Raw genomic sequence first — 23,169 nt, 5'->3', positions numbered from 1 at the left:
TTAGTCCCCCTTTCCTTTCCGTATTCTATCTACTATGTTATAGACGACCTCCATTTCCCTTTCGCCAAACTTCCGTGCAAAAAGAAAATCGGATTCCATTAGCTTTTTAAAATCGTCCCGTTTTAAAAGACGCACATTGGCTTGCTCAAATTCATTGAAAAGAAGCCTCTCATCATTAATCATCTTAAATTTTTTCGGTTGATTCTCCAACACAAAAGGAACAAAGAATTCATCGGCACAAAATGTATAGCGAAATCGTGCTAACACCTCATCTTTTTGCTGGATGATGGCTACGACGGCCTCTTCGGTTAAGCTCACCCAGTTATTGGCTTTAATACTTACCTTAGGAGATGCGCGTTGGATCCCGCAAATATATTGTAGCTTTAAAAGTATCCTCCAACCCAATACCGCCAACTTCCTTAACACATTGACTGGGTGCTGGTAGTGTCGCACAAAGAAATGATACCTAGCCAGTTTCATATTGACCTCGTAGGCATTGGTATATATATATCGCAAGATTTCTTTCTGTTGGTAGGCCTCAAAAAATGCGTGAATTTCATCTTGCGATTTCAATGGCAGGTGTGTTCCTGAAATCAAATGGTATCGTGCGTACGTATTGTTCGTTTGGTAAGCACTTTCAAACAACGCGTATTCCGCTCGAATTTGTGACAGGGAGCCCCAACGTACGTCCACCCTATTTTCGAGAATAACGAGACTCGCTTGCTGCGTTGATAATGCAGGGATCTCTTTTACTTTTCGATCGAAATGTATAAAAATATCATTCCGGCAATCGTCTAAGGCAAAGATCAACTGTTCCAACACCTTAAATTCATGATGTGCAATAATCAAATAAGCATGCCTCATCCTTCGTTTCTTTTTAATTTTCGATAGAGCGCACGAGTGCCATCCAAAATAGTTTTACCCAAAAAGGTTTGATATATTTTGGCTAATAAGCTAAGCTTTGTTGGTATTATCAAAAGTGCTTGCATAGGCTTAGGCAACTTAAAATAATATCGCCACCACAGATCAAAGGCAACCGTGAAGGTTTTCCAAGGCTTTGGCCCGGTGTAATGCACATTACCTTTGCGTTGTACGGTTTGCCAGTCCTGTTCCGTATAGAATCTTAAGAAATCAGCTTTATATTGCGGCAGCAGAAAGGTACGTATGCTGTTCCAAAATGGAGGAAGACCGATAATACGTCCCTTGCACAGTTGGTTAATCACATCTTGATCTGGAAACTCTAAGCCCTCCTGTGTTGCCGCCTCCAAGAACTTAGCTACCATGCCATCTTCGCGAAGCTTCTTCAGGTTCATCAACAGCAAACCACTATTGATATAGGTCCCCGGTGCACATCCAATAACTTGCATGTGTGCTAACTGCTGCTCCAAGGTAGCCTCAAAAACACCGGCCATATAATTATCATCTAAATCTACTCTATGATAGAGTTCACTTAAATCGTTCCGGAAAATCATATCGCAATCGATATACAAAACTTTATCGTATTGCGGTAACAGATCAGGCAGCAATAACCTGTAGGATGCAGCTATGGTATATTTGGGATCGACATAAATATCAGCAGATAGTGTACCGGTTAAGTCCATAAAGGTAAATCGCCCAAGTTCACCGACAAGCTCGTTAAGCAGTTGCTGCATATGTTCAGGCAAGGCTTCGGTCAGTAAACAGATAAAGTGAAACCTAGCATCTTCATCAGCATTTCGTAGCACAGAGGAAATACAGGTTGCAACCGGCACAAAATAGTTTGGGGTAAAGGCTATAACTACAGGTATGTCTTCGCTAACTACTTCCATCTATACACGTCTAAAGAGTTTATCGAAACAAAACCGGGCAAACATAAGCAACTTATCTTTACGCGTCAGTAATTCACAAGCACCGATAAGATTAAATTTGCTGAAAGGCATATATTTAATCACTAAGTTATAATAATCGTATTTGCATTTAGCGTATAAATGCGGCCACTGGGTTTGTGAAAAAGCCAACAGGTCGTATCTGTTGGTTGGCCTCGGATAACCCAAATCTCTTAACCACTTAAACAACAAGGTATTTGCCGCTAACTTTTCCAGCAATTTACCCTTACTACTGGAGAGATGAATGGATGACAAGCGAAAAGAGAAAAGCATCGCCTGCGTATTGGCAATACCGTTTTCCGCCATCATAATGGCCGAAGCGGTATCGGAACCAAATGCCGAAGGAAAATCAATAAATTGCTTTTCTTTGATCACGGCCGTTTTGAACATAAAGTTACCTATACAGGTAAAGACCGTAGCATTCAACCAATACTTTAGAAATTGGTATTTGCTACAAAATTCAGGAAGAATGCCGTCTATACCAAGTAAATTATTTTCTTCATCAATCTGTTCCACACGAGATCGTACCACATCAACATGGGGATACTTCACCGCCAATTCTACACAGGTCTTTAAAAAATTTGGATGATAGATATCATCATCAGCCGCAAGTACCAAGTATTCGCCCTTGGCATATGTTATGGAATGATTCCATTGCATCACCAAACTTTGACCGCCCAAGTTTTGTTTATTCCTATAATAGGATATTCGTGGATCGCTATATTCCGCCATAATGTCCGAAAGATTTTCAGGTGAAGCATCGTCTACAATAATCAATTCAAAATTGCTGTAGCTCTGCTTTAGAATACTATCCAGTGCCTGCTTTAAGAACTTCGCCTTGTAAGCCGGCATCACCAATGATACTAATTTTTCGCTTGCCATATTTCTTTATTTATCTACTATCCGAGCCGGAATGCCTACCACCGTCACATTGGGCTCTAAAATAGATTTGGTGACAATGGCGCCAGCGCCAATTTTGACCCCATCAGCTATGGTGATTCCCCCTAATACTTGCGCACCTTGTCCAATATCTACATTGTCGCCAATAACCGGCGAATCGTCTGGATAAATCCCCTTACTCCCCAAACAGCAATTACCATGAATGTTACAGTTTTTACCAATACGTGTTTTTGGATTGATAAGTATAGAACCATAATGGTATATCTTCAATCCCGAACCAAAGCAGCCCGCAGGAATAAAAAAACCTAATTTCCGGCCTAAACTATTTTTCCGCCGGGCATAGTAATATTTTAAGATTTTATTCGGCTTATGAAATGTATAATATTCCTCTGCACGCAGCGATTTTACGAAACACCGTAACCAATACTGTTCCGATTGCAGCAACCAATCCATCAGATAACCTTTCGAGAAAAAGGGGAAATAATCCATCCGATCTTTATCTATGTATGCTTGAATGTTCATCTCTTGTTTAAATTGACTGGTTTTATAACTTTTTCTTTCTTAATAACCCGACCAATATTAAATAAATACCATAGAGCTTCTTCTTAACTAGCAACAGAATTCTAGCCTTCACGGGTAGCCCACTTTTAAAAATAATTGTTCTAATGCCTATATCCTGCCAAATTGGATTGTCTTTATCCACCGTAGCCATTAGACACCGATACAAAATCTCATCGTTGAGTTTTTGTGCATCAGACTCCATGTCACGATCTAAAAAGAAATCGCGCCTTAAAGCGAAGGCTTCCATCTTGTTCAAGATAGCGTTTCTATTGGAGGCAGCTGTCATCACGCTTCCCGCTCGCTGTCTATAATAATAAAGTGGATGATTGACGAATTTAATGAAGTGGCACTGGTCTAAAATCAAATGAACGACAAATTCATCTTCGTGAATTTTATTTAAAGGGAATCGTATTCTTTCCCAAATTTGGCGTTTATATATCTTATTGCAAGCAATAACTAATAGGGGATACTTAAAGGAAAAAATTTGTGACAACATATCTTGCCCTTGGTAGGTCTTCGCTGCGAAATCATCAAGGATATGGAAATCTTTAGGAGTATCCTCTTCAAAAGTTTGATAACTGCAGAATGCCATATCACTACCATCTAAACTGCCAAACAAAATGCTAATAAATTGTGGGTGAATGATGTCGTCACTATCTACAAAACAGATAAATTCTCCAGCAGCATGATCCAGTCCTGTGTTTCTTGCAGAAGAAAGTCCACCATTTTTCTTGTGGATGGTCTTTATTCGTGAGTCCTTTTCTGCGTATAGATCGCAAATTTCGCCGCTTGTATCGGAAGAACCATCATTAACCAAAAGTATCTCTAAATCATCGTAGGATTGCATTAAAACAGATTTGATACATGCTTCCAAGTAGGTTTCAACATTATACACAGGTATGATAACAGAAATCAGCGGTTTAGACATTTTTTGGTATTTCAAGTTCCTCTACTCCAATTAATTTTAAAGATATTTAGTCCTAAAAAAATGTATATAAAAACGAAGTAACAACCAGTAATTAACGTTGAACATTTTCATAAATTCCACTAGATCTAAATCGTTATTTTTTCTCAGCATATCGTCGAAAACGAGGTATAAGCGATTTTTTATAAACTTATTACCTCTTTTAAGTCCAACTAAATCATGAAAATCTTTCAAGCTCTTCGCATTTATTACATTTTGATTCAAATCCCTAAATTGACTCCAAGCCCCCCTCCCTGTTAAACGATAAACAGAAGTAACGTCACCAATATTATAAACAGGTGCTACTAAAGTAATTAAATAAGATAGTATCCTATCCCCCGCTGGATGACCATCAAATTTACTGAACTGCTCAAATTTCAAAATATTTCTAAACAATACACATTGAGTTGGCAAAACCTCTCCAAATAAGATCATATCGTTAGTTATTATTTTTGGATATCTTGAATACTCTTCTTTTTTTTCATCTTGGTAATAAAAAACTCTATCGCTAATGCAAGCAGAATATTCCTCGTGGCTTTTTAAAAAGTCAACTTGTTTTTGGATCTTGAGAGGATCTATCCAATAATCATCGCCTTCGCATATTGCTATATATTCACCTTTTGCTTGATTTAAAGCCCAAACAAAATTCGGAATTACACCTTTATTCTCAACATGCCTTGTGTACCGAATAGAAATATTCGAGGACAATTCTATGGAAGAAAAGTATTTTTCGCATATTTCGTCCGTGTTATCAGGAGATTTGTCATTAGCAATAATCAACTCGATATCGCCGTCAAATTCCTGCATTAAGACGCCTTTTATAGCTTCGATAATATAATCTTCGTGACCATAGGTGATCATGACGACACTAACAAGCAGCTTTTGCATAACTAGTTTTCTTTTATAATTCGAGCAGGTACACCAACTGCTATACAGTTATCAGGCAGATCCCGATTTACTACAGCGCCAGCTCCAACTACGACATGAGAACCTATCGTCACCTTTGGTAAGATTGTAGCATTAGCCCCAATCTGGCTAAAAGTCCCGACTTTACAACCTCCTAGCAAGGTAGCGCCTGGAGACAATTCCACAAAGTCGTCGATATATACGTCGTGGGCAACTACCGTTTTATAATAGATAAGGCCAGCCTTTCCAATGGAGACACTATTAGAGATGAGCGCATCTCCCAAAATAGTATTGCCTATTCCAATAGACACCCCATAAGTACCCATATCAGCGTGCTTACTAACAACAGAATGTAATTGCCCCCCTAAACTTTGAAACTTATCAACCATGGCCGCTCTTAATTTGGGATTACCAATCCCTAGACAAAATCTATTATCCGTCTCGGAGAAATATTCTTGTGCAGCAACTTCAGTCTTCAAAACAGGAAAGCCTAAAAGATGTAGCTTATCGGGATTGACATCATCGTAGAATGCCAAATCTGTCAATAAGTCGTTACGATGACATACCTCCAAGATTTCTTTAGCCAATCCTCCTGCTCCGATTATCAACATACCTTAATTATTTTGCGTACGTAAAATTATCCGACAAATAATATCCACCTCTTCGAAGGTCAATTCGTAAAACAGGGGCAGGCATAATACCCGTTTAGCAGTACTATCCGTTACCGGCATTTCCACTGGATCTAAATAGGGTAATGCCTTCGCAAGGCTAGGATAAAAATAGCGTCTGGTAAAGATTTCATGTCCGTCAAGCTCTTTCTTTACTTTCAAGAGTAACTCTTCAGATTCCAGCACATAGGGTAAATAGGCTCCGTTATTCGCGGACTTATCGTGCCACTTTGGTCGAAAAGCTTTAAAGTTTTTTAATTTGGATTCGTAACGATGGATCAACGCTACTCTTTTTTCCATAATACCGTTCACCAATTCGAGATTGGCCAGTCCCATAGCAGCGTGGAACTCTGAATTTTTCGCGTTGATGCCTAGATCGGCAAAGCTTTCAAAACCAGAAATACCGAAGTTACGCATGGAGGCCAACTTCTTTAGCAGACTAGGATCTTTGGTGATTATCAATCCGCCTTCGATGGAATGGTACAACTTGGTAGCATGTAAGGAACAAATGCTTACATCACCATATTCAAATACAGAGCGACCGTTTACCTTAACGCCGAAAGCATGTGCACCATCATAAATAACCTTCAATTTGTGTTTTTTGGCAATGCGCTCGATGGCTTCCACATCGCAAGGATTACCATAGACATGGGTGGCCAGGATAGCCGATGTTTTAGCTGTAATAGCGGCTTCAATTTTCGTGGGATCGATATTGAGGCTTTGCGGATCAATATCGACAAACACGGGTTGGCAACCTTCCCAAACGATACTGGATGTTGTGGCCACGAAGGAGAATGGTGTTGTAATCACCTCGCCACTAACGGCTAATGCTTTTAACGCCATTTGTAGCGCAACCGTACCATTGGTGACAAAAAGTAGATGATTGACCTGTAAAAAATCCTTTAGGTCCATTTCCAATTGGCTGGCCAAAGGCCCCATATTCGTCAGCCATTGTCGATGCCAAATGCCATCGACAAATTTATCATATACTTCCCGTGGCGGGAGAAAAGGTTTTGTTACAGGTATCATCTCTTAAAAATTAATTCTTTCAACATGCCTATTTCCTTTCCTTTAGTCAATAGGACAATGCCTAAATAAAGGCCGGCGTACAACAGCGCTAAAATACAAAGCCTATATAAATCGGTAAGACCAGCGATATACATCTTGTCTAAAAAATAGACGGCCAGCGCACAAAGTGATGCCAGCAGCAAGCTGGGCATCAAATCTCTAATTTGCGAAAAAACGCTGTATTTTAAAAATTTACCGGTATAGTGGGTATTAATAAAAAGTGCCACTATAGAGGTAATAACTTGCCCCCATAGCAAGCCTAAAATACCAAAAGGTAAGGAGGCTAACACGACAATAACGACCAATATTTTCTTGAACACTTCTAATTTCAAAAATAAATCTGATCGCCCTTTTACTTGCAACACATTGAGGTTGTAGGCGTGGATGGGGTATAGAACGCCCGCGATCGCTAAAATCTGAAAGTAGGGAACAGCGGGTAGCCATTTGTCGGTTAGTAAAAAACGAATTAGAGGCTCGGCCGATACCACCATAAAAGCAATAATGGGTGCAATAACAAAGATAACGATGGAAAGAATCTTTTTGTAAGCATCTTTCAACAAGGCATCGTCATGGCTGATTTTTGCAAAAAGCGGAAAGGATACTTTGTTTAAAGCGCTGGAAATATTGTTTACGGGCAGCTGCTTAAGGGAGTCGGCGCGGTTATAAAGGCCAAGTTCGACCGTGGAGTATTTCTTGCCAATTAGGATCGTGTAAATATTATTGAAGGAGACATCCAAAAGATTGGACAGCATAATCCGCGAACCAAAGGCAAAATGTTGATGAAATTTACTTTTACTGAACGTAAAGGACGGACGCCAATCACTATACAGCCAATATTGCAGGGTGAAGATTGAATTTTGGACGAGCGAAGCATAAACCAACGACCATGCTCCAAATCCAAAATAGGCAAAGGAAATTCCAGCAATTGCACCAACAATAATAGAAGGTAACTGTATTTTGAAGTTTGTTTTAAAATCTAAATTTTTCACAAACTGCACGCCTTGCACCGACACCAAGGAGTCGATGATCAGAATAATGGCGTAAACCCGGATTAAGGGGGTCAAAAGCGGAAGCGTATAAAACTCTGCAACCAAGGGGGCCACCAAAAACACAAAAATATATAAAATAATGCCGGCGGCTAAATTGAACCAAAAAACAGTAGAGAAATCCGTATCATCGGCATTTGACGTACGAACAAGGCTCGCCGTTAAGCCACTATCCAAAAACACTTTGGCGATGGCCATCACCACCCCAAACAGTGCAATGGTACCAAAATCTGCCGGAAGCAAAAGTCGCGCGAGTGCCAAGCTCGTCAAGAAGCCAACAATCTGCGAGCCAAACTGCTCCGCAAATGTCCAAACTACGCCGGTAAAAGCCTGCTGTTTAAGCGACATAATATAGGATTAAGCTACTAAGACTTTGCTTTATTTACCAAACTCCGATTTTAGTGTTCTGCGCAATCCCTCTTCCATACTAAATGGGGGCACAAAGCCGGAACCCATGGCCTTGGAGGAATCAAACTGCGTGACGGCGCAAAACTTTTGCACGCGCACGGAACTGATGGGCAACTTTTTGCGCGTTACCCAAGCGAGGACATCAAAGCCATAGCCCCCCAACATGCCCAACCAATAGGGAATGCGACGGGTAGGGATTTTCTTGTCCAGCACTTTGCCGGTATGGTAAACCAGATCGTTTGTTGTAAAATCGGGTTTATCCACATAGTTATAAACCTCGTAACCGCTATTTTTGTTTTGGATGAGAAATTGGAGGAAGGCCACCACGTTGCCTACATAAGCCATAGACTTGCGGTTGGTGCCGGGGCCGATCATCATAAACTTGCCGGAAGCAATTTGGTTGAGCAGGTTCCATACATTTCCACGGTTGCCTTCGCCAAAAATAACGGTGGGGCGCACAATGGAAATGGTCCAGTCGCTATGGTTTTTAAACCAAGCCTGCAGTACCTCTTCGGCCTGCCACTTGCTTTTGCCATAATGATTAAAAGGATCTGCCGGCAGCGTTTCGGTAGGATTCTCTTTATCCAAACCGTAAACAGCAACGGAGCTAGCAAAAATGATATGTTTGACGTTATTTTCGGCCATGGCTTCCAGAACATGCTGGGTGCCCTGCACATTGACATCATAGTAGAGCGAAGTGGGAGAAACATCGTCGCGATGTTCGGCCGCGAGCAGCACGACCACATCTGTACCCGGCAGTGCCGCGCGGATGCTCGAGGCATCGGTTACATCGGCAATTTGCGTTAGGGAGGCGTAGGTATCACTTTGCTTTTTATCGAGATTGGCGATGTGCACATCTTCCGAAAGCAACAAGTTTTCGATAAGACGCGTCCCCACAAATCCGGATCCGCCAATAATGGTCACTTTCATAGATAGCTGTTAATTTAAGGATTAACGAACATTCTCCAACTGGAGATTGTTTAATGTCATATCCTGTAAATTTAGCTTTTTATTTTCAGTATTTTTCAATTTGTTTTCGGCTTTCAGCAAGTCCTGTATGCGTTGTGTATGGCGAAAGCTTTCCACGCGATTTAACGCAATATGAAAGCCCACCCATAGCAATACATCCCAAATCAATACAATATTGTTGCTGATGTAGTTAACCATCACGCTATTGAAGATGGCGAAGAAAGCGGCGAAGCCTACGATAGACAACATGGCGCTATGGTGTGACAGACCAAGATCCAATAATTTATGGTGGATGTGGCTTCTATCGGGCATGAAAAGAGGCTTGCCGGCGCGGTAGCGCACAAACATAACGCGCAACACATCCATCACGGGCACGATCAATACCGAGAATGCCGCCACAATAGCACCTTCGTAGAAAGGCTTGATGGCTGCATTGTTCATGGCGAAGCTGATGGCCAAGAAGGCGATGGAAAGCCCCAAGGTAAGGCTACCGGTATCGCCCATAAAGATACGGTGACGACGCTTGTTGATACCAAACACGTTGAAGTAGAAGAAAGGAATTAAAACACCTGCGGTGATAAAGGCAAACATGGCGTGCAGGTAGGCATTTTGCAAGGCAAACATAACACCCAACACCAAGCAACCGACAGCGATAAGACCCGAACAAAGGCCATCCAAACCATCGATAAGGTTGACCGCGTTGATAATTAAAATAACCACCAACACGGTAAGGGGCATACCTACATAAGCCGGAATGGCGGTGATAAAGAAAACACCGTAAAGATCATTGATCCAGAGGCCCGACAACGGAAACAGGGAAGCTACAAAGATTTGCACAGCAAATTTCCATTTGTAGCTTACGCCAACTAGATCATCACCTATACCAACAAGAAACAGCATCACCAAGCCACAGATCAACAAAAGGAACATGGGTAATACCTCTTCGGTATTGATGCTCAGGTTTACAAAATTGTACTTGTAAAAAACGACAACGGCAAGGGTCATCAAGAAACATTGTACCGGTGCAAAAGCAACACCACCCAAGCGCGGGATAAGCTTCGTATGTACTTTTCTTTTATCGATAGGATCGAAGAGTCTTTTCTTGAAACATACCAAGAAAACGAAGGGCAAAATAACCCGACCAAGGTATAGAGCGATAAAGAATGGCACAATTATTAGAAGCGTTTTCATAGTTGTCAATTTTTATGTTGTTGATCGTCGTTGTAGATGCTTGGTACGACGATTTCCATAGCCCAAAAGTACGCTCAAAGTTTAATCTAGCCCAGTATTTACGGGCATTTAATTGATTCTGTAGCGCTACAACTACAGTTCAAAGACATCCCGCTACAGCGCTAGAATCTTTGTAGCCGAAGCGCCACAAAGGCACCAACAACAAGTATCCCTTTTGTTACGCAATCGATTGTGTGCATAAAAAATGAAGCGCAAAAAAAGCGAGAATTGCTGTTCCTAAACGGTTTGCAATCCTCGCTAAATAGTATGGTTAATGTTGGTATTTATTGTGCCTTTACGCAGCGGATACTTCCGCCGGCATTATAATATTGGCTACTGTATGGCCAAGTTACATCGCCAGTATTAAATTGAAAGCGTTCATTATTGGCACTACTCGGCGTCACCGTCCAGTAGGTACCCATTTGTCCCTGCCCCCAGCTGCTCTCGCCAGCATAGGGCAAGAACACATAGTTGTCGATATCGGCCTGCGCCGGTTGTGTCGTTGTTCCGATAAACAATCCACCTACACCGTTGTAGCTCGCGCGTGGCTGTCCAGGCAAATCGTAACGCACATGAAAAATAGGCTTTTCATTGCGATTAGCCCCGGTAATAGCTTGCAATTGTGCCATTGTGGGTGTGCGCCAGTTGCCACCATTCGAGGTAACCTTCCGACAAGGATCTTTCGCCGCATCGTAGGTCTGTTGCCCTTCACTGCCCGAACCTTTACCAATGGGCAACAAGGCATTTACTTGCCATTGATCGCCATATACCCCTTGGTTGGCGGCAAAGCCATAATTACCGTTATTGTACACCAAGTTTGCCGGTGCCCAAGTATAACCGCCCAAGCTGATGCCGAATTTCGGCGTCAAGGTGAGGTTTAAGTTATATTTTACACCCGGTTGGATATTCAAACCTGTAACCTCCAAACCCGTACGCGTGGTGCCCCCCGCCTTAATGGACGCGATGGTCAACACCCCAGCTTGGGTTGCAGGATGGCTGATGATAGTCGGTGTACTGGTGATTTTCGTCGTTCCGACACCGGTAAAAGTGAGCGGAGTTGTTCCAGCCGTTCCATTGTAACTGATGCTTGCATCGGTCAATTTCACGCCGACGGAACTGTGGTGTGGCCCTAAAGTAACGCTGCTACTTTCGATCGTGCCCACAGCGGCGGCATTAATGCTCGTCGTGATTTGCGTAAACAGATGCTTCAATACCACATTGAGGTTATTGTCTCCTGCATTCAAGGTTACCGTACTTTTGAAATACATAAAATCGCTACTGCCGTTCAATCCAGATAACGATGCAGCACTCAGGCTTTGCGCGGTATTGACTGCAGGCACATCGCTGCTGCTTCTGATGGAGAAGGCCAAGAAGGTATAGGATTTGCCGGCATTCAACTTAAAAGGGGTATTGCTGCTGCTGCTCCCAACGGTATATACATTATCAGCGACATACTTGCCTGTTTCATCGTATGCCACCACACGATAGCGCACTCCTTGTGGAAGTGCAGTAACGGTTTTGCTTGCTGCCGCGCGATTACCTGCAGACATACTAACTTTGCGAACAACGGTTGTAGACTGTTCGGCCTCTAACGTAGCCTGTAGGGAAAACTCTTCGTTGAAAGGAATGGTGACCTGTTGTACATTGCTCATTTTTTCGCCGGAAGCCGAAGCCATTTTCATACTGCTCTCTTCGCCTTCATCCACCCCATCAAGCAGTACATTAACCTGCGCTTCGCCGCTTGCGGGCTGGATCAACTCTTCTTTTGTACAAGCTGCAAATAACAAACTGATTACAGCCAAGAAAAAAACGGGTTTCAATATATTCAAGATCTTCATCGCTCGGTGATTTTAAAAATTGATACTACGGTTATCATCCGTCTCTACGTCCCAAGACTCATATACCTCCTCATTGTAGTGCTGTGGCTTTACCGTAGCTGAACCAGCGGCGATAGAGCACTCCAGTTCCAAACTGATGACCTCAAAATTTGGAGCTACATAAGGTAACTTGTGGGCAGGTATTTCGATATTCTTGTTTTCCATTTTCGTATTGCGTGATCGATAAAACTCAATTGTAAGGGCAAAACCATTCCACACCAGCCCCAGAAATTGAGATAGTTAAAAAATTTGAACTAAAAAGCAAATAAAACCTTTTCGGCTATGTTTAGAATTCAGCTCTTTTGTTGATGCTAGGAGTAAGAAACCTTTGCGATGCTTACCGGCTACATCTGTTTTTCATTTGTGCTACAAAGGTAGGTCTTTGTTTAAACATGGGAAAACGCGCTTGTAGCGCGACAACTACAAATATGTTTAACACTACAAAAACGACCTTTTTCATTGACATAAGTCAATACATCGCCACTACAAAATGTAGCTACTGAAAGATCCATTTTGGGTAAAAAAAAGGAGAAAACAGGCTTTAAACCGGAATAAACAGGGCAAAGAACAAGGAAACGATTGGCGAGACACCGTTTTAGTATGGGGTAAAATTTTAGTTATAAAGAAATCTTATTTGTAGTGCTTGCGCTACAAAACTTATGGATCAATCGCGGAGGAACTGCATTTTTTGTTCACGTAGCTTCTTTTTCCTACTCTCGACAAGGTTCCACACACCGATAAAACCTAACCATATAAGGATATCGCAGAGCACCACAATGTTGTTGCTAATGTAATGCACGGCCAAGAAATTAAACAGGCAGAAAAACAGCGCCAAGAGCAGGATGGATATCATGGCCTGATGATGCGACATGCCGGAACGCAGGAACTTATGATGGAGATGATTGCGATCGGGCTTGAAGAGGGGTTGTTTCTCACGCCAGCGCACGATGAGCACACGGCTAACATCAAAGACCGGCACAATCAAGGTGGAGAAAGCCGTAACGATGGCGCCCTCGGAAAAAGGCTTGATATCATCATTGTTCATGGCGAAGCTTATAGAAAGAAAGGCTATGGAGTAGCCCAAGGTAAGGCTGCCGGTATCGCCCATAAAAATGCGCCGTTTGCGCTTAAAGGCGCCGAACACATTGTAATAGAAGAAAGAAACCAAGACCCCAGCCGTGATAAAGGCAAAGATAGCATGTAGCCAAGCACCATAGTAGGTAAAGAGCACCCCTAAGAAAATACAGCCGACCATAATAAGCCCTGAACATAGGCCATCAATACCATCGATGAGGTTAACCGCATTGATGATCAACACCACGGCGAAGATCGTCAAGGGCACTCCCGCCCACAAAGGGAGGTAGGTGATAAAGAAGATGCCATACAGATCGTTGATCCACAAGCCCGAAAGCGGGAAGAACGAGGCGACAAATATTTGGGCGTAAAACTTCCAACGGTGGTTTACGCTAACCAGATCATCGGCCAACCCCACGAGAAACAAGATGACCATACCGCAGAGCAGCAGGGTGAACATCGGAAAAATTTCAACGGTATTAAGCCCTAGCGGTACAAAATTAACCTTATAAAGGACAACCACCGAGAGAATAAACAGGCAACTTTGCACGGGTGCAAAGGCGACACCGCCGAGACGTGGAATAATCTGCTGATGGAACTTGCGGGGATCTAAGGGATCAAACAACCGTTTTTTGTACGATATAAAAAGGATATACGGAATAATAGTCCGCCCGAGGGCGAGTGCAATTAGGAACGGAACAATGACAATTAGTATCTTCATTTAATTTTTTGGTTGTTTAAGCCCAGTCAGGGCTCAATTTCACATGCAGTACAAAAAGATACCGCCTACAGCACGCTCCACACACAAAATCGATCAGGACCACTTTAGGGCACAACAACAAGGCCAAGTAATCAAAATCCATTCATTTATCATTATAAATTTCATTGCTATGCTATCAAGAAACCTCCAGCAGAAGAGGCTTCCTTACACACAAACTATTATTAACCAAGATATTCGAGCAGCACGCGAACATCGGCATCTTTTAAAATAACTTTCTTTTGCTCGTCCAACAAAAAAATAGTTGGCGTCGCTTTCAAGTCGTACTTTCCTTTTTTTAGGACTTCTTCCTTTTCATCAAAGGCATTTAGCCAATTGCTCGGAATTTTCGCCTGATACTCCTTCCATATATCCTGTCCCCCGAAAGGGTAGACGGCCAAAAAGGTAAGCTGCTTATTGGCAATATGGCTGTTGAGTGCTGGCTGGTTACGCAACTGTTCAATAGCCTCTTCGCAGTGCGAGCAGCCGGGCTCATAAAAGAATAGTACCGTAACCGGCGAGGTTAAGGTTGCTAAGCTGCCCGATTGGCCCGTAGACAATACATAAGAGAAATCGGCAGCGGTGCTGCCCGGCATATTCTTCCGTAGCAAAGCCAATAAGGTTTCGGTCTTTGTTTTCTCCGTTGCTGTTAGCTTGGTAGAATCGAGCTTAAATTCAAGCACTGGCTCGTAGTATATATCATTGCGCACCGGCGAATTGGGATCGTACAGGTATTTTTCGTATTGCGTTAGAAAAAAGGCGTAAGCCTTTGGATCTTCCTTGGCCTCGGCCAGCATGGTTTTTATGGCTGCGGACACGATATCGGGCGTAGTTTGCGGAAAAAGACTGATAAAATTCACCAAGGATTGCTCGCCCTTTTCTGGGGTATTGATATTCGTCGAATCATGGAAATCATAGCCCTTCCAATATGCAGATAATACATCTGCTGCCGTTTGTGGCTTTGGCGATATCGTCGAACTGTCTGAAACAGGTTGCTGTTGGCTGTTAGAAGAGGGCGATGAACAGGCAAGTAGGGAAAAGAAGAGGCCGATACCGCAAACATATCGTAAGCACCTGAAGGAAACTTTTAAACATAGCCCTCCTTTCATCCGCATACCAAACCGTTTTCTGTTAAAAAAAATATTTTATCCATCCCTATAGAATTAACAAAAAAATTAAACAATTGTTTACGATGTTTTCATGTAAACATCAGCCATCCAACATTCATAAAACAAGATCAGATCCATAAGCACTTTTTGATCTCACAAGCACATAAAACTAATGAAAAAAAATCAGTAAACACCGTACCTTACGGCATATTTTTACTTTTTTTTCGGCGGCGTAGCGGTTTGCCGACATTTTATGTTTATCAATAAAACGATAGTTGCTGTCAACAAGAAAATGGCCTAACCGAAGCTAGGCCTCCCCCCCGGGTTTAGGCAATATACTACAAGCCATATATGATAAACGACCAACAATAGCAACGGGATAAACACAGAAAATATGATCGATGAACTTGGCCATGAGCTAATAAGCAGCGCGTACTTCGCTGTATGCACAAATGGACAGCGATTTGCATCACAGACATGTGATCCCGCTGTCCATCCAAGGATAATAATTCTCTGAAATCGAGTTGGTTTGGAGTCCTATAATTTCAATTTTGTAGGGCAAAAATAGACAATCGCTGCCATAGGGGCAGCAGAAAACAGCACGGTATTGACAAATGTCAATTCGTATTTTTCCGGAAGCCGCAGCAAGCGAGGTCGAGTACAGCAAAAAATAAAACGCTTACGCTACTGAAATAAAGCCTGCAAAGTGTACTTTTGCTTACCATCAATTAACTTAACAAGACAAACAGCGACATGGCTGAACCCAAACCAAGCTTAGCATTCCAGGAAATAACGGAGTTTCTAAGCAATATACATCCGATCTCGGTCGAGGCAGGAGCACACCTCATTGCCCAGTGCAGTTATTTCCAAGTGAAAAAGGGCAAATTTCTGCGCAGCCCTATAGACCACAGCGAAACCATCTACTTTATTGTAAAGGGACTTATTCGCGGCTTCATCAAGGAAGATGGGCAGGAGATTACCACTTGGCTAAATGACGAGGGCAATATGGTGGGGAGCGTCCGCAATTTGGGACTGCGCATCGAAACCGAGGAATACATACAGGCTTTGGAAGATAGCACGCTAATCGGCATTTCCCAACAGGCACTGGACGAGATGTACGAACGCTTCGTCGAAGCCAACATCATCGGTCGAAAATTACTGGAACGCTATTATCGGGATGCCGATGAACGCGCCTTCCTTTGCAGACTGCCATCGGCGGAAAAACGCTACCGACGGTTTGCAGCAACTCGACCTTCTTTACTAGGCCGTGTAACCCTTAAATATATTGCTTCTTACCTCAATATGAAGGTCGAAACACTGTGTCGTGTAAAAGCAAAAATGGAATAATAGCTTTCCCGACAGACAAATTTATTTTTACGAAAAGCGCATCCATTTATTTTTTTTCGTAAATTAATACCATCGTCTCGATGATAATGCACCATGGAAGCTACATCCAACAAACAAAATATCATTTCGCTCATTCAATTGAGGCCAAATGATGAAGAAATTATAGTTGATGGATCTTCGGATCTATTCACCATCATACGTACCTTAGCGCCGCTACAGCTTGTTGTCGGCTCCACCTACTATGATATACCCAGCAACAAACTCTTGTTTATCGGCCCAGGCATACGTATCAAACTCGTTAAGCCCACCGCAGAAGCCGGTTACCGCATCACCTTTCCCGACAGCTTCTTTGACCGATCCAACAAAGATGCCGAAATGCTCTATTCCAGGTTGTTCTTTGACTACGAAGCCGAGATACAAATTGTGGATGCCGTGCGCCCTCCAGAAGAGGTACGCCACGTCCTACATTTCCGCGCACCTATGTTCGCCGAGAAGAGCGTGCCGCTATACCATGCTGCCCTGAAAAACCATATTGAATCGCTACTGCTGGAAGGACTACTGGGACTTCCCGATGTGGTGGACGAGGTACAAGGAGCTATGCTTTCCGACCGCAACCTAGTCAACAGTTTTATTGTGATGCTACACCGGAACTATAAACAGGAAAGCACTGTTAATTTTTATGCCGATGCGCTACACGTCACCGCGCGTAAGCTATCCAAAGCCTGCCAAGAGGTTTTCGACCGGACGGCCAAGCAAATCATCTTAGAAACTGTGGCAAGAAGAGCCATTAACTACATCGAAAACAGCACCTTGTCTATTTCGCAAATTGCCTTTGAAATGGGCTTTAGCGACGAAAGTAACTTCCGCCGCTTTATAAAAAAACACACGGGGAAAACCGCGCTCAATTTCCGAACAAACTAGAAAGATCACGTAAACCGGTTTTTTTTGACATGGCAAACGAAGGTTTTAACATGAGGTTTCCCCATTTTTTATGATACTTTTGTGCATCTCTCTCCCCGAGAGATATTTTCATAAGCATAAATGGCCGGAGCGATCCGGCCATTTTTATGATAGGGTTTTAAGTTCGGAAATCGAAAGACCGGTAGCTTGTGCGATATCTTCAACGGATAGCCCCGTCCGCTGCAAAGCCTTCGCAATTGCGATCGCCTTTTCCCTGCTCCCTTCTTCGCGTCTTTGTAACAGACCTTGCTGTAAGCCTTTCTTCTCCCCTTGTTCTAAACCTTTCTGCAGTCCCCTTTCTAATGCCTGCTGCTCAGTCGCTGCTAGTTTTTGTTCCTGATATTCGCGGACGGCCTCCGCATCCCATTTACGCTTTAAACTTACGTCATACATATCGCGTTCCTCCTTATTTAATTGTGTGTAGGCAGCTATGCTAAACAATTGTTCAAAAATCGGCTTCCGAAGATAAACCGACAGCTTATCTAGCCGAGACATATGTTTCAGCACGTAAAACCATCGTTCCAAATCTGTCTGTAATTCAACCTCTTCCTTATCAAATTTAACTAATTCTATGTATAAAAAGCCTAATTCTTCGTAGAAAACTTTTCCGGTCAGCCGATATTAAGCATTTATCATCCGTTTAATGTCGACTATGTTTTGCCACCTGACCTACAGCTCATCAAGCAAGCCATAAGTCTAGCAGAACCAGCCCAGAAATACAACGATATTATATGCTGTTTTTTTAATGGAAAATAATTCCGAACTTGTACATTCAAATCTAATGTTATGAAAAAGGCATATCAGGCACCGGAGCTAACCGTTAGCATAGCCAAGCCCGTAAAAACAAAAAGGAATACCAAGCAAACCATTACCGAACACAGCGCAAAGGCCGATAAATAACTTGTTTACAACAAGTTCACATCCATTTTACAGCTAGTTGACATATTGCTTTTAACTTTGTTGAAAACGTTTTATGCATATTAGCTTTTTGGTATGGCTCCTTTGATTTCAAGAGAGATGCTGTCGAAGGCGACAGGACTGCATCATGTTCCTATCCCTGGACTGGACTACATGCTGATGGAAATGACCTCGCTTAACCGGTTCAATCGGGAGTTTGAGAAGGTACGCCATCTGCAGGGAATTGCATTTGTGGACGCCGTGCTCGCCGCATTGGGCATTGAGATTGCTATCAGCGCTGAAGATCTACGCCGCATTCCCAAAGAAGGGCCCTTCGTGATGCTGGCCAACCATCCTTATGGAGGTATGGAGGGCTTAATAAGCTTGAAAATACTGCATGAGATACGGCCAGAGTCCAAAATACTGGCCAATTACATCCTCGAGAAGATAACTAACCTTAAAGATGCCTTTATTGCGGTAGACCCTTTTCATGAGGAAGCACTGGCAAGCAATGCTGTGGGCATACGAAACATGTGGCAGGCTCTCGAAAAGGGAACACCAATTGTCATCTTCCCTGCAGGCGAAGTTTCATCCTACCACTGGGATATGCAGCAGATCACGGACAAAAAGTGGCACCCCGTGATTGGGAAGTTTTTAAGCAAGGTGGATGTACCCGTCATTCCGCTCTACTTTCATGGACATAATAGCGCAGCCTTCATATGGCTAGGACGCCTACACCCGAAGTTGCGCACCATTCGGTTGCCTGCCGAACTTTTTAACAAGAAAGGTAAAACCATCCGCGTGCGGATAGGCGAAAAAATACAGCTTTCCAAACTGGACGAGAACCTTCGTAAACCGGAACGACTACTGGAGTACATACGGGCACGCACCTATGCATTGGGCATGGACACCTACAGCAACAAATGGGACTGGACCGAGCGCGATCTCTTTAAGAAGCCCCACAAGCCCCTACCCATTGCCGAAGCCATGCTAGCGGCCGATCTGGAGGCGGAGTTGATGGGTATCGATGCGCATAAACTCTTTAGCAGTGGTAGCTATAGCGTATACTTAAGCAACGCCGGCCAAATACCGCTCACCATGCGCGAGATAGGCCGCCTGCGAGAGCTCACCTTCCGCCAGGTTGGTGAAGGCACAAACCAAGCCATTGATTTGGATGTTTTCGACATGCACTACAAGCAGCTCTTTGTGTGGCACGAAAGAGACAAGCGCCTTGTGGGCGGTTACCGCATTGGACTTGGCGAGGAAATTATGTATGCACAGGGTAAACGGGGATTCTACCTCTCCCAGTTGTTCAAGATGAAGGCTGACTTCGTTAAACGTTTGCCCCAATCCATGGAACTGGGGCGCAGCTGGATACAACCGATGTACCAAAAGCAAGCCATGCCGCTCTACCTTTTATGGAAAGGCATTGTTTGTTGCATGCAGCAGTATCCGCAATACCGCTATTTGATCGGACCTGTAAGCATCAGTGGCGACTTCTCGCTCTTTTCGAAATCGCTGATCGTCGAATTTATACGCCGTAACTGTTTTGATGCTAAACTTGCGAAATCTGTAAAGCCTAAAAAAGCCTTTAAACCCAACTTAAAACGAATGAAGCTGGAAACGCTGCTGGAAAATCCGGCTTCTTTCCAAGCCTTGGAATCGCTTATTCAGGATATAGAATCGCCCAGTAATAGATTTCCCGTGCTGCTGCGCCAATACCTACAGCTGCAGGCTAAAATCATCGCCTTCAATGTGGATCCCAATTTCAACAATAGCTTGGATGGATTGCTGATCTTGGATAAGGAGGCCAGTGACCTGAGCTCCAAACAGCGGTATTTTGAATAGAAGTGGAGCAAAGTGGTCGACTAAAGCTATCAGACAGATAAGAAAAAAATCAGGTTGATCGAAATAGAGACGATCAACCTGATGAAAATTATAAATTTAATAAAAAGCGATCTACTTCAAAGACAGCTTTATTGTGGCAGACTTTAACCAGGGAGTACTAAAGCGTACCGCCACTTCTTCATTTGCAGCACCGTTGGTCTCGATGTAGGCTATCATTTTGCCATGATAAACCCGTTGCTTGTTATCACGGTAATCGCCCATATCCGCATTATTACCAGCTTCCAAGCCTAAAAGGCGTGCATTGCCCACGATATCGCAGGTAATCTCCTCTTCCGAAATAAGAACGGCTGTGCCATCTTCATCCACAATCTGTAGCTCAATTTGCGCCACCCCGTCTTTTGCGGCCAAGGTTAACGCATCGCCCTGCAGCACTTTAATGCCCGCTGGCCGCTTACTGGATTGGATGGCATATCGCGTAACCTCTTTACCTGTGGCATCCAAGCCGATCACTTCAAGCTTGCCGGAGGCATATGGAATATCCCAATAGATGATGCCCTGCTCTTGGTCGTAGGCCTTCTCTTGCCCTACCATTTTACCATTAAGCTCAAGACGAGCCTTTGCGCTGTTGGTGTAGCAAACCACCCGAATCAACTGTCCGTCGGGGTAGTTCCATATCGGCCAAGCATCCATGGATGGAGCCTCGTTGCTACGCTGCCCCTGCTCGGCCTCTAAAGCCGACCATACGTCGGTTGCCGAGCCACCGCCCTGCAGCGAGTAGGTGCCTAAGTAGGCCATCGGCTTTGCCGCCCAAAGGGACTGGCGGAAATAACCACGTGGCTTCTTGAATCCCGCAAAATCTACCAAACCCGAGTAGAAGCCGCGGGAAGGCCAACGACCTGATTCACCAAGGTAGTCGATCCCGGTCCAGAGGAACTGCCCAAAAATATGTTCGTTGTCGCGCACCGCCTTCCAAGCCGAAAAATCATGTCGGTTCTCGCTACCGAAGATCACGCGATCAGGAAAACGTTCGTGATCCTGCTGGTAGCGGCTCTCGGTATAATTGTAGCCTGCAATGTCCAAGGCGCCCGGATAAGCGGTTTCGTTGGACATGGCAACGCCGGCAAGGCCCGCCGTTACTGGGCGGCTGTTATCGTATTTTTTGACTACAGCAGCCAGCTTTTTAGCGATATCGCCGAGACGCATTGCATCTGGCGCATCTTTTTTATAGCCGCCATAGGATGCCTGCGTGAATCCGCCTTCTTTCTTTTCTCCACCCAAAATAGGATGCGAATAGGGGTCGTTCGGATAGTCGACCTCGTTGCCAATACTCCAAGCAAAGATCGACAGGTGGTTACGATCACGTTTCACCATATCGGCCAGGTCGCGCTCGCCCCATTCCTGAAAAAAGTCGAAAGTACCCTGAAATCCCGGTGTTCCAAAATTCCAACCTTCCAACCATTTCCGCTTCGGGAATTCCCACTCGTCGAAAGCCTCGTCCATAACCAGTAAACCCAGCTCATCACAAAGGTCATAAAGCGAAGAAGCCTGTGGATTGTGGCTGGTGCGGATAGCATTCACGCCGAGCTCCTTCAAGGTCAACAGACGGCGGCGCCAAACCTCTGGATATACCTCGGCGCCCAATACGCCGGCATCATGGTGCAAGCAAACGCCCTTCACCTTCATCCATTCCCCGTTGAGGGCAAACCCTTTATTGGGATCAAAGGTGAAGCTGCGGAAACCCGTTTTGACTTCTGACTTATCGATTTCCTTGCCCTGTTGCAAAACGGTCGTGCGCAGGGTATATTGATTTGGCTGCTCCAAACTCCACAATTTAGGGTTCTTTAGGCTCAGCTGTGTTTTCAGCTCCTGCTGTTTTCCAGCAGCTAGGCTAGCCTTTGTGCTTTGCTTAGCCACGACGGATCCCTTTGCATCCAAGAGCTCTTGCACAACATCAAGCTTCGCCTCCGTTTCGGAGCTGTTGGTTAAGGCGACTTGTACCTGCAAGGTTCCTTTGCCTTTGCTCACTTCTGGATAGGCATATACACCCCATTGATCGAGATGCACCGGATTGGCACGCACCAACCATACATCGCGGTAGATACCCGAACCGGTGTACCAACGGGAATCTGCACTTTGGCTGTGATCCACCTTCACAGAAATTACGTTCTCTTTTCCGTATTGTAGATAGGACGTTACGTCGTATCCGAACGATATATACCCATTGGGGCGCTTGCCTATGGATTTGCCGTTAATAAAAACTTCACTGCGGTTGTAGACCCCTTCGAAATAAAGGTACATCTTCTTACCTTGATCTTCTGCCGGAACAGTAATTTTTTTCTGATACCAACCGATGCCTCCTGGCAGGTATCCTGTGGCACTGGCCAAGGTAGGACTTAACGGTGATTTCACACTCCAATCGTGCGGCAGCTTTACCCAGCGCCAAGAGCGATCATTATTGGCTTTGCCAACTTGACCATCGGTATCGCCTAAGTGGAAACGCCAGTCGGCATTGATTTTTTCGGCTTTGCCGAAACCCGGCTGCGCCAAAAGCGCTTCTGTTTGCAATAGCGTAGCCGCCAATCCAACAAGCGCATATTTTAACATGTTTTTCATATCTATGCTGTATTCAAGAATCAGGTTAAGGTATTATAAAGATAGAGGCTATCGCCTTTCTTTTCTTTCGGATAATACCCTAAGCTTCTTATTTATTAACTC

Annotated in this window: 20 protein-coding genes; 3 read left to right on the top strand and 17 right to left on the bottom strand. The window is 43.9% G+C overall.

Annotated features, from left to right (window positions below):
- From SCB77_RS13500 to SCB77_RS13430, 15 genes are all read right to left on the bottom strand, one after another.
- Positions 1-864 carry a beta-1,6-N-acetylglucosaminyltransferase gene (locus SCB77_RS13500; protein WP_320182533.1) on the bottom strand — a complete coding sequence of 288 codons (864 nt, stop codon included), beginning with the start codon at positions 862-864 and terminating at the stop codon, positions 1-3.
- Positions 861-1,808, bottom strand: a complete 948-nt coding sequence (locus tag SCB77_RS13495; RefSeq protein WP_320182532.1) for a glycosyltransferase family 8 protein — start codon at positions 1,806-1,808, stop codon at positions 861-863. Before SCB77_RS13495 ends, SCB77_RS13500 begins: the two co-directional genes overlap by 4 nt.
- Positions 1,809-2,747, bottom strand: coding sequence for a glycosyltransferase family 2 protein (locus SCB77_RS13490; protein WP_320182531.1), 939 nt, complete (start codon positions 2,745-2,747; stop codon positions 1,809-1,811).
- A gap of 6 nt (positions 2,748-2,753) precedes the next feature.
- A complete protein-coding gene (locus SCB77_RS13485) occupies positions 2,754-3,287 on the bottom strand; it encodes a serine O-acetyltransferase (RefSeq protein WP_320182530.1) in 534 nt (177 codons plus the stop codon).
- Between the two features lie 22 nt (positions 3,288-3,309).
- Positions 3,310-4,254, bottom strand: a complete 945-nt coding sequence (locus SCB77_RS13480; protein WP_320182529.1) for a glycosyltransferase family 2 protein — start codon at positions 4,252-4,254, stop codon at positions 3,310-3,312.
- A 36-nt stretch (positions 4,255-4,290) separates the two neighbouring features.
- On the bottom strand, positions 4,291-5,178 hold the full coding sequence (locus tag SCB77_RS13475) for a glycosyltransferase family 2 protein (RefSeq protein ID WP_320182528.1): 888 nt from the start codon (positions 5,176-5,178) through the stop codon (positions 4,291-4,293).
- Between the two features lie 2 nt (positions 5,179-5,180).
- The gene (locus SCB77_RS13470; protein ID WP_320182527.1) at positions 5,181-5,807 is read right to left on the bottom strand and encodes an acetyltransferase; all 627 of its coding nucleotides are present in this window, start codon (positions 5,805-5,807) and stop codon (positions 5,181-5,183) included.
- Positions 5,808-5,810: 3 nt separating this feature from the next.
- Positions 5,811-6,893, bottom strand: a complete 1,083-nt coding sequence (locus tag SCB77_RS13465) for a DegT/DnrJ/EryC1/StrS family aminotransferase (RefSeq protein WP_320182526.1) — start codon at positions 6,891-6,893, stop codon at positions 5,811-5,813.
- On the bottom strand, positions 6,890-8,326 hold the full coding sequence (locus SCB77_RS13460; RefSeq protein ID WP_320182525.1) for a lipopolysaccharide biosynthesis protein: 1,437 nt from the start codon (positions 8,324-8,326) through the stop codon (positions 6,890-6,892). The genes SCB77_RS13465 and SCB77_RS13460 overlap by 4 nt, the downstream gene beginning before the upstream one ends.
- Positions 8,327-8,356: 30 nt before the next feature.
- The gene (locus SCB77_RS13455; RefSeq protein ID WP_320182524.1) at positions 8,357-9,316 is read right to left on the bottom strand and encodes an NAD-dependent epimerase/dehydratase family protein; all 960 of its coding nucleotides are present in this window, start codon (positions 9,314-9,316) and stop codon (positions 8,357-8,359) included.
- Positions 9,317-9,337: 21 nt separating this feature from the next.
- Complete coding sequence (locus tag SCB77_RS13450) at positions 9,338-10,546, bottom strand: MraY family glycosyltransferase (RefSeq protein WP_320182523.1); 1,209 nt, start codon at positions 10,544-10,546, stop codon at positions 9,338-9,340.
- A 323-nt stretch (positions 10,547-10,869) separates the two neighbouring features.
- Positions 10,870-12,423 carry a fimbrillin family protein gene (locus SCB77_RS13445; RefSeq protein WP_320182522.1) on the bottom strand — a complete coding sequence of 518 codons (1,554 nt, stop codon included), beginning with the start codon at positions 12,421-12,423 and terminating at the stop codon, positions 10,870-10,872.
- A 12-nt stretch (positions 12,424-12,435) separates the two neighbouring features.
- The gene (locus SCB77_RS13440) at positions 12,436-12,627 is read right to left on the bottom strand and encodes a hypothetical protein (protein WP_320182521.1); all 192 of its coding nucleotides are present in this window, start codon (positions 12,625-12,627) and stop codon (positions 12,436-12,438) included.
- A 499-nt stretch (positions 12,628-13,126) separates the two neighbouring features.
- Positions 13,127-14,257, bottom strand: a complete 1,131-nt coding sequence (locus SCB77_RS13435; protein ID WP_320182520.1) for an MraY family glycosyltransferase — start codon at positions 14,255-14,257, stop codon at positions 13,127-13,129.
- 221 nt (positions 14,258-14,478) lie between these two features.
- Positions 14,479-15,408: a DUF5106 domain-containing protein gene (locus tag SCB77_RS13430; RefSeq protein ID WP_320182519.1), complete on the bottom strand. Its 930-nt coding sequence runs from the start codon at positions 15,406-15,408 to the stop codon at positions 14,479-14,481.
- A gap of 747 nt (positions 15,409-16,155) precedes the next feature.
- Between SCB77_RS13430 and SCB77_RS13425 the strand changes: the two genes are divergently transcribed.
- Positions 16,156-16,749: a Crp/Fnr family transcriptional regulator gene (locus SCB77_RS13425; protein WP_320182518.1), complete on the top strand. Its 594-nt coding sequence runs from the start codon at positions 16,156-16,158 to the stop codon at positions 16,747-16,749.
- Between the two features lie 93 nt (positions 16,750-16,842).
- Positions 16,843-17,670, top strand: a complete 828-nt coding sequence (locus tag SCB77_RS13420; RefSeq protein ID WP_320182517.1) for a helix-turn-helix domain-containing protein — start codon at positions 16,843-16,845, stop codon at positions 17,668-17,670.
- Between the two features lie 144 nt (positions 17,671-17,814).
- Here SCB77_RS13420 and SCB77_RS13415 read toward each other — a convergent pair whose 3' ends face one another.
- The gene (locus SCB77_RS13415) at positions 17,815-18,324 is read right to left on the bottom strand and encodes a PD-(D/E)XK nuclease family transposase (protein ID WP_320186625.1); all 510 of its coding nucleotides are present in this window, start codon (positions 18,322-18,324) and stop codon (positions 17,815-17,817) included.
- Between the two features lie 378 nt (positions 18,325-18,702).
- Between SCB77_RS13415 and SCB77_RS13410 the strand changes: the two genes are divergently transcribed.
- Positions 18,703-20,454, top strand: coding sequence for a lysophospholipid acyltransferase family protein (locus SCB77_RS13410; protein ID WP_320182516.1), 1,752 nt, complete (start codon positions 18,703-18,705; stop codon positions 20,452-20,454).
- Between the two features lie 111 nt (positions 20,455-20,565).
- Here SCB77_RS13410 and SCB77_RS13405 read toward each other — a convergent pair whose 3' ends face one another.
- Positions 20,566-23,067: a sugar-binding domain-containing protein gene (locus SCB77_RS13405; RefSeq protein ID WP_320182515.1), complete on the bottom strand. Its 2,502-nt coding sequence runs from the start codon at positions 23,065-23,067 to the stop codon at positions 20,566-20,568.
- Between the last annotated feature and the right edge of the window lie 102 nt (positions 23,068-23,169).

The sequence above is a fragment of the Sphingobacterium bambusae genome, from assembly GCF_033955345.1.
Taxonomy (GTDB): Bacteria; Bacteroidota; Bacteroidia; order Sphingobacteriales; family Sphingobacteriaceae; genus Sphingobacterium; species Sphingobacterium bambusae.
Note: the sequence above shows the minus strand (reverse complement) of the source record. Positions and strands in the feature narration are given on the sequence as shown.

Coding starts and splice junctions, on each gene's coding strand:
- SCB77_RS13480 (WP_320182529.1), bottom strand. CDS start 4,254: ATGTCTAAACCGCTGATTTCTGTTATCATACCTGTGTATAATGTTGAA.
- SCB77_RS13490 (WP_320182531.1), bottom strand. CDS start 2,747: ATGGCAAGCGAAAAATTAGTATCATTGGTGATGCCGGCTTACAAGGCG.
- SCB77_RS13500 (WP_320182533.1), bottom strand. CDS start 864: ATGAGGCATGCTTATTTGATTATTGCACATCATGAATTTAAGGTGTTG.
- SCB77_RS13440 (WP_320182521.1), bottom strand. CDS start 12,627: ATGGAAAACAAGAATATCGAAATACCTGCCCACAAGTTACCTTATGTA.
- SCB77_RS13495 (WP_320182532.1), bottom strand. CDS start 1,808: ATGGAAGTAGTTAGCGAAGACATACCTGTAGTTATAGCCTTTACCCCA.
- SCB77_RS13430 (WP_320182519.1), bottom strand. CDS start 15,408: ATGCGGATGAAAGGAGGGCTATGTTTAAAAGTTTCCTTCAGGTGCTTA.
- SCB77_RS13420 (WP_320182517.1), top strand. CDS start 16,843: ATGGAAGCTACATCCAACAAACAAAATATCATTTCGCTCATTCAATTG.
- SCB77_RS13470 (WP_320182527.1), bottom strand. CDS start 5,807: ATGTTGATAATCGGAGCAGGAGGATTGGCTAAAGAAATCTTGGAGGTA.
- SCB77_RS13410 (WP_320182516.1), top strand. CDS start 18,703: ATGGCTCCTTTGATTTCAAGAGAGATGCTGTCGAAGGCGACAGGACTG.
- SCB77_RS13405 (WP_320182515.1), bottom strand. CDS start 23,067: ATGAAAAACATGTTAAAATATGCGCTTGTTGGATTGGCGGCTACGCTA.
- SCB77_RS13475 (WP_320182528.1), bottom strand. CDS start 5,178: ATGCAAAAGCTGCTTGTTAGTGTCGTCATGATCACCTATGGTCACGAA.
- SCB77_RS13455 (WP_320182524.1), bottom strand. CDS start 9,316: ATGAAAGTGACCATTATTGGCGGATCCGGATTTGTGGGGACGCGTCTT.
- SCB77_RS13460 (WP_320182525.1), bottom strand. CDS start 8,326: ATGTCGCTTAAACAGCAGGCTTTTACCGGCGTAGTTTGGACATTTGCG.
- SCB77_RS13425 (WP_320182518.1), top strand. CDS start 16,156: ATGGCTGAACCCAAACCAAGCTTAGCATTCCAGGAAATAACGGAGTTT.
- SCB77_RS13445 (WP_320182522.1), bottom strand. CDS start 12,423: ATGAAGATCTTGAATATATTGAAACCCGTTTTTTTCTTGGCTGTAATC.
- SCB77_RS13435 (WP_320182520.1), bottom strand. CDS start 14,257: ATGAAGATACTAATTGTCATTGTTCCGTTCCTAATTGCACTCGCCCTC.
- SCB77_RS13465 (WP_320182526.1), bottom strand. CDS start 6,893: ATGATACCTGTAACAAAACCTTTTCTCCCGCCACGGGAAGTATATGAT.
- SCB77_RS13485 (WP_320182530.1), bottom strand. CDS start 3,287: ATGAACATTCAAGCATACATAGATAAAGATCGGATGGATTATTTCCCC.
- SCB77_RS13450 (WP_320182523.1), bottom strand. CDS start 10,546: ATGAAAACGCTTCTAATAATTGTGCCATTCTTTATCGCTCTATACCTT.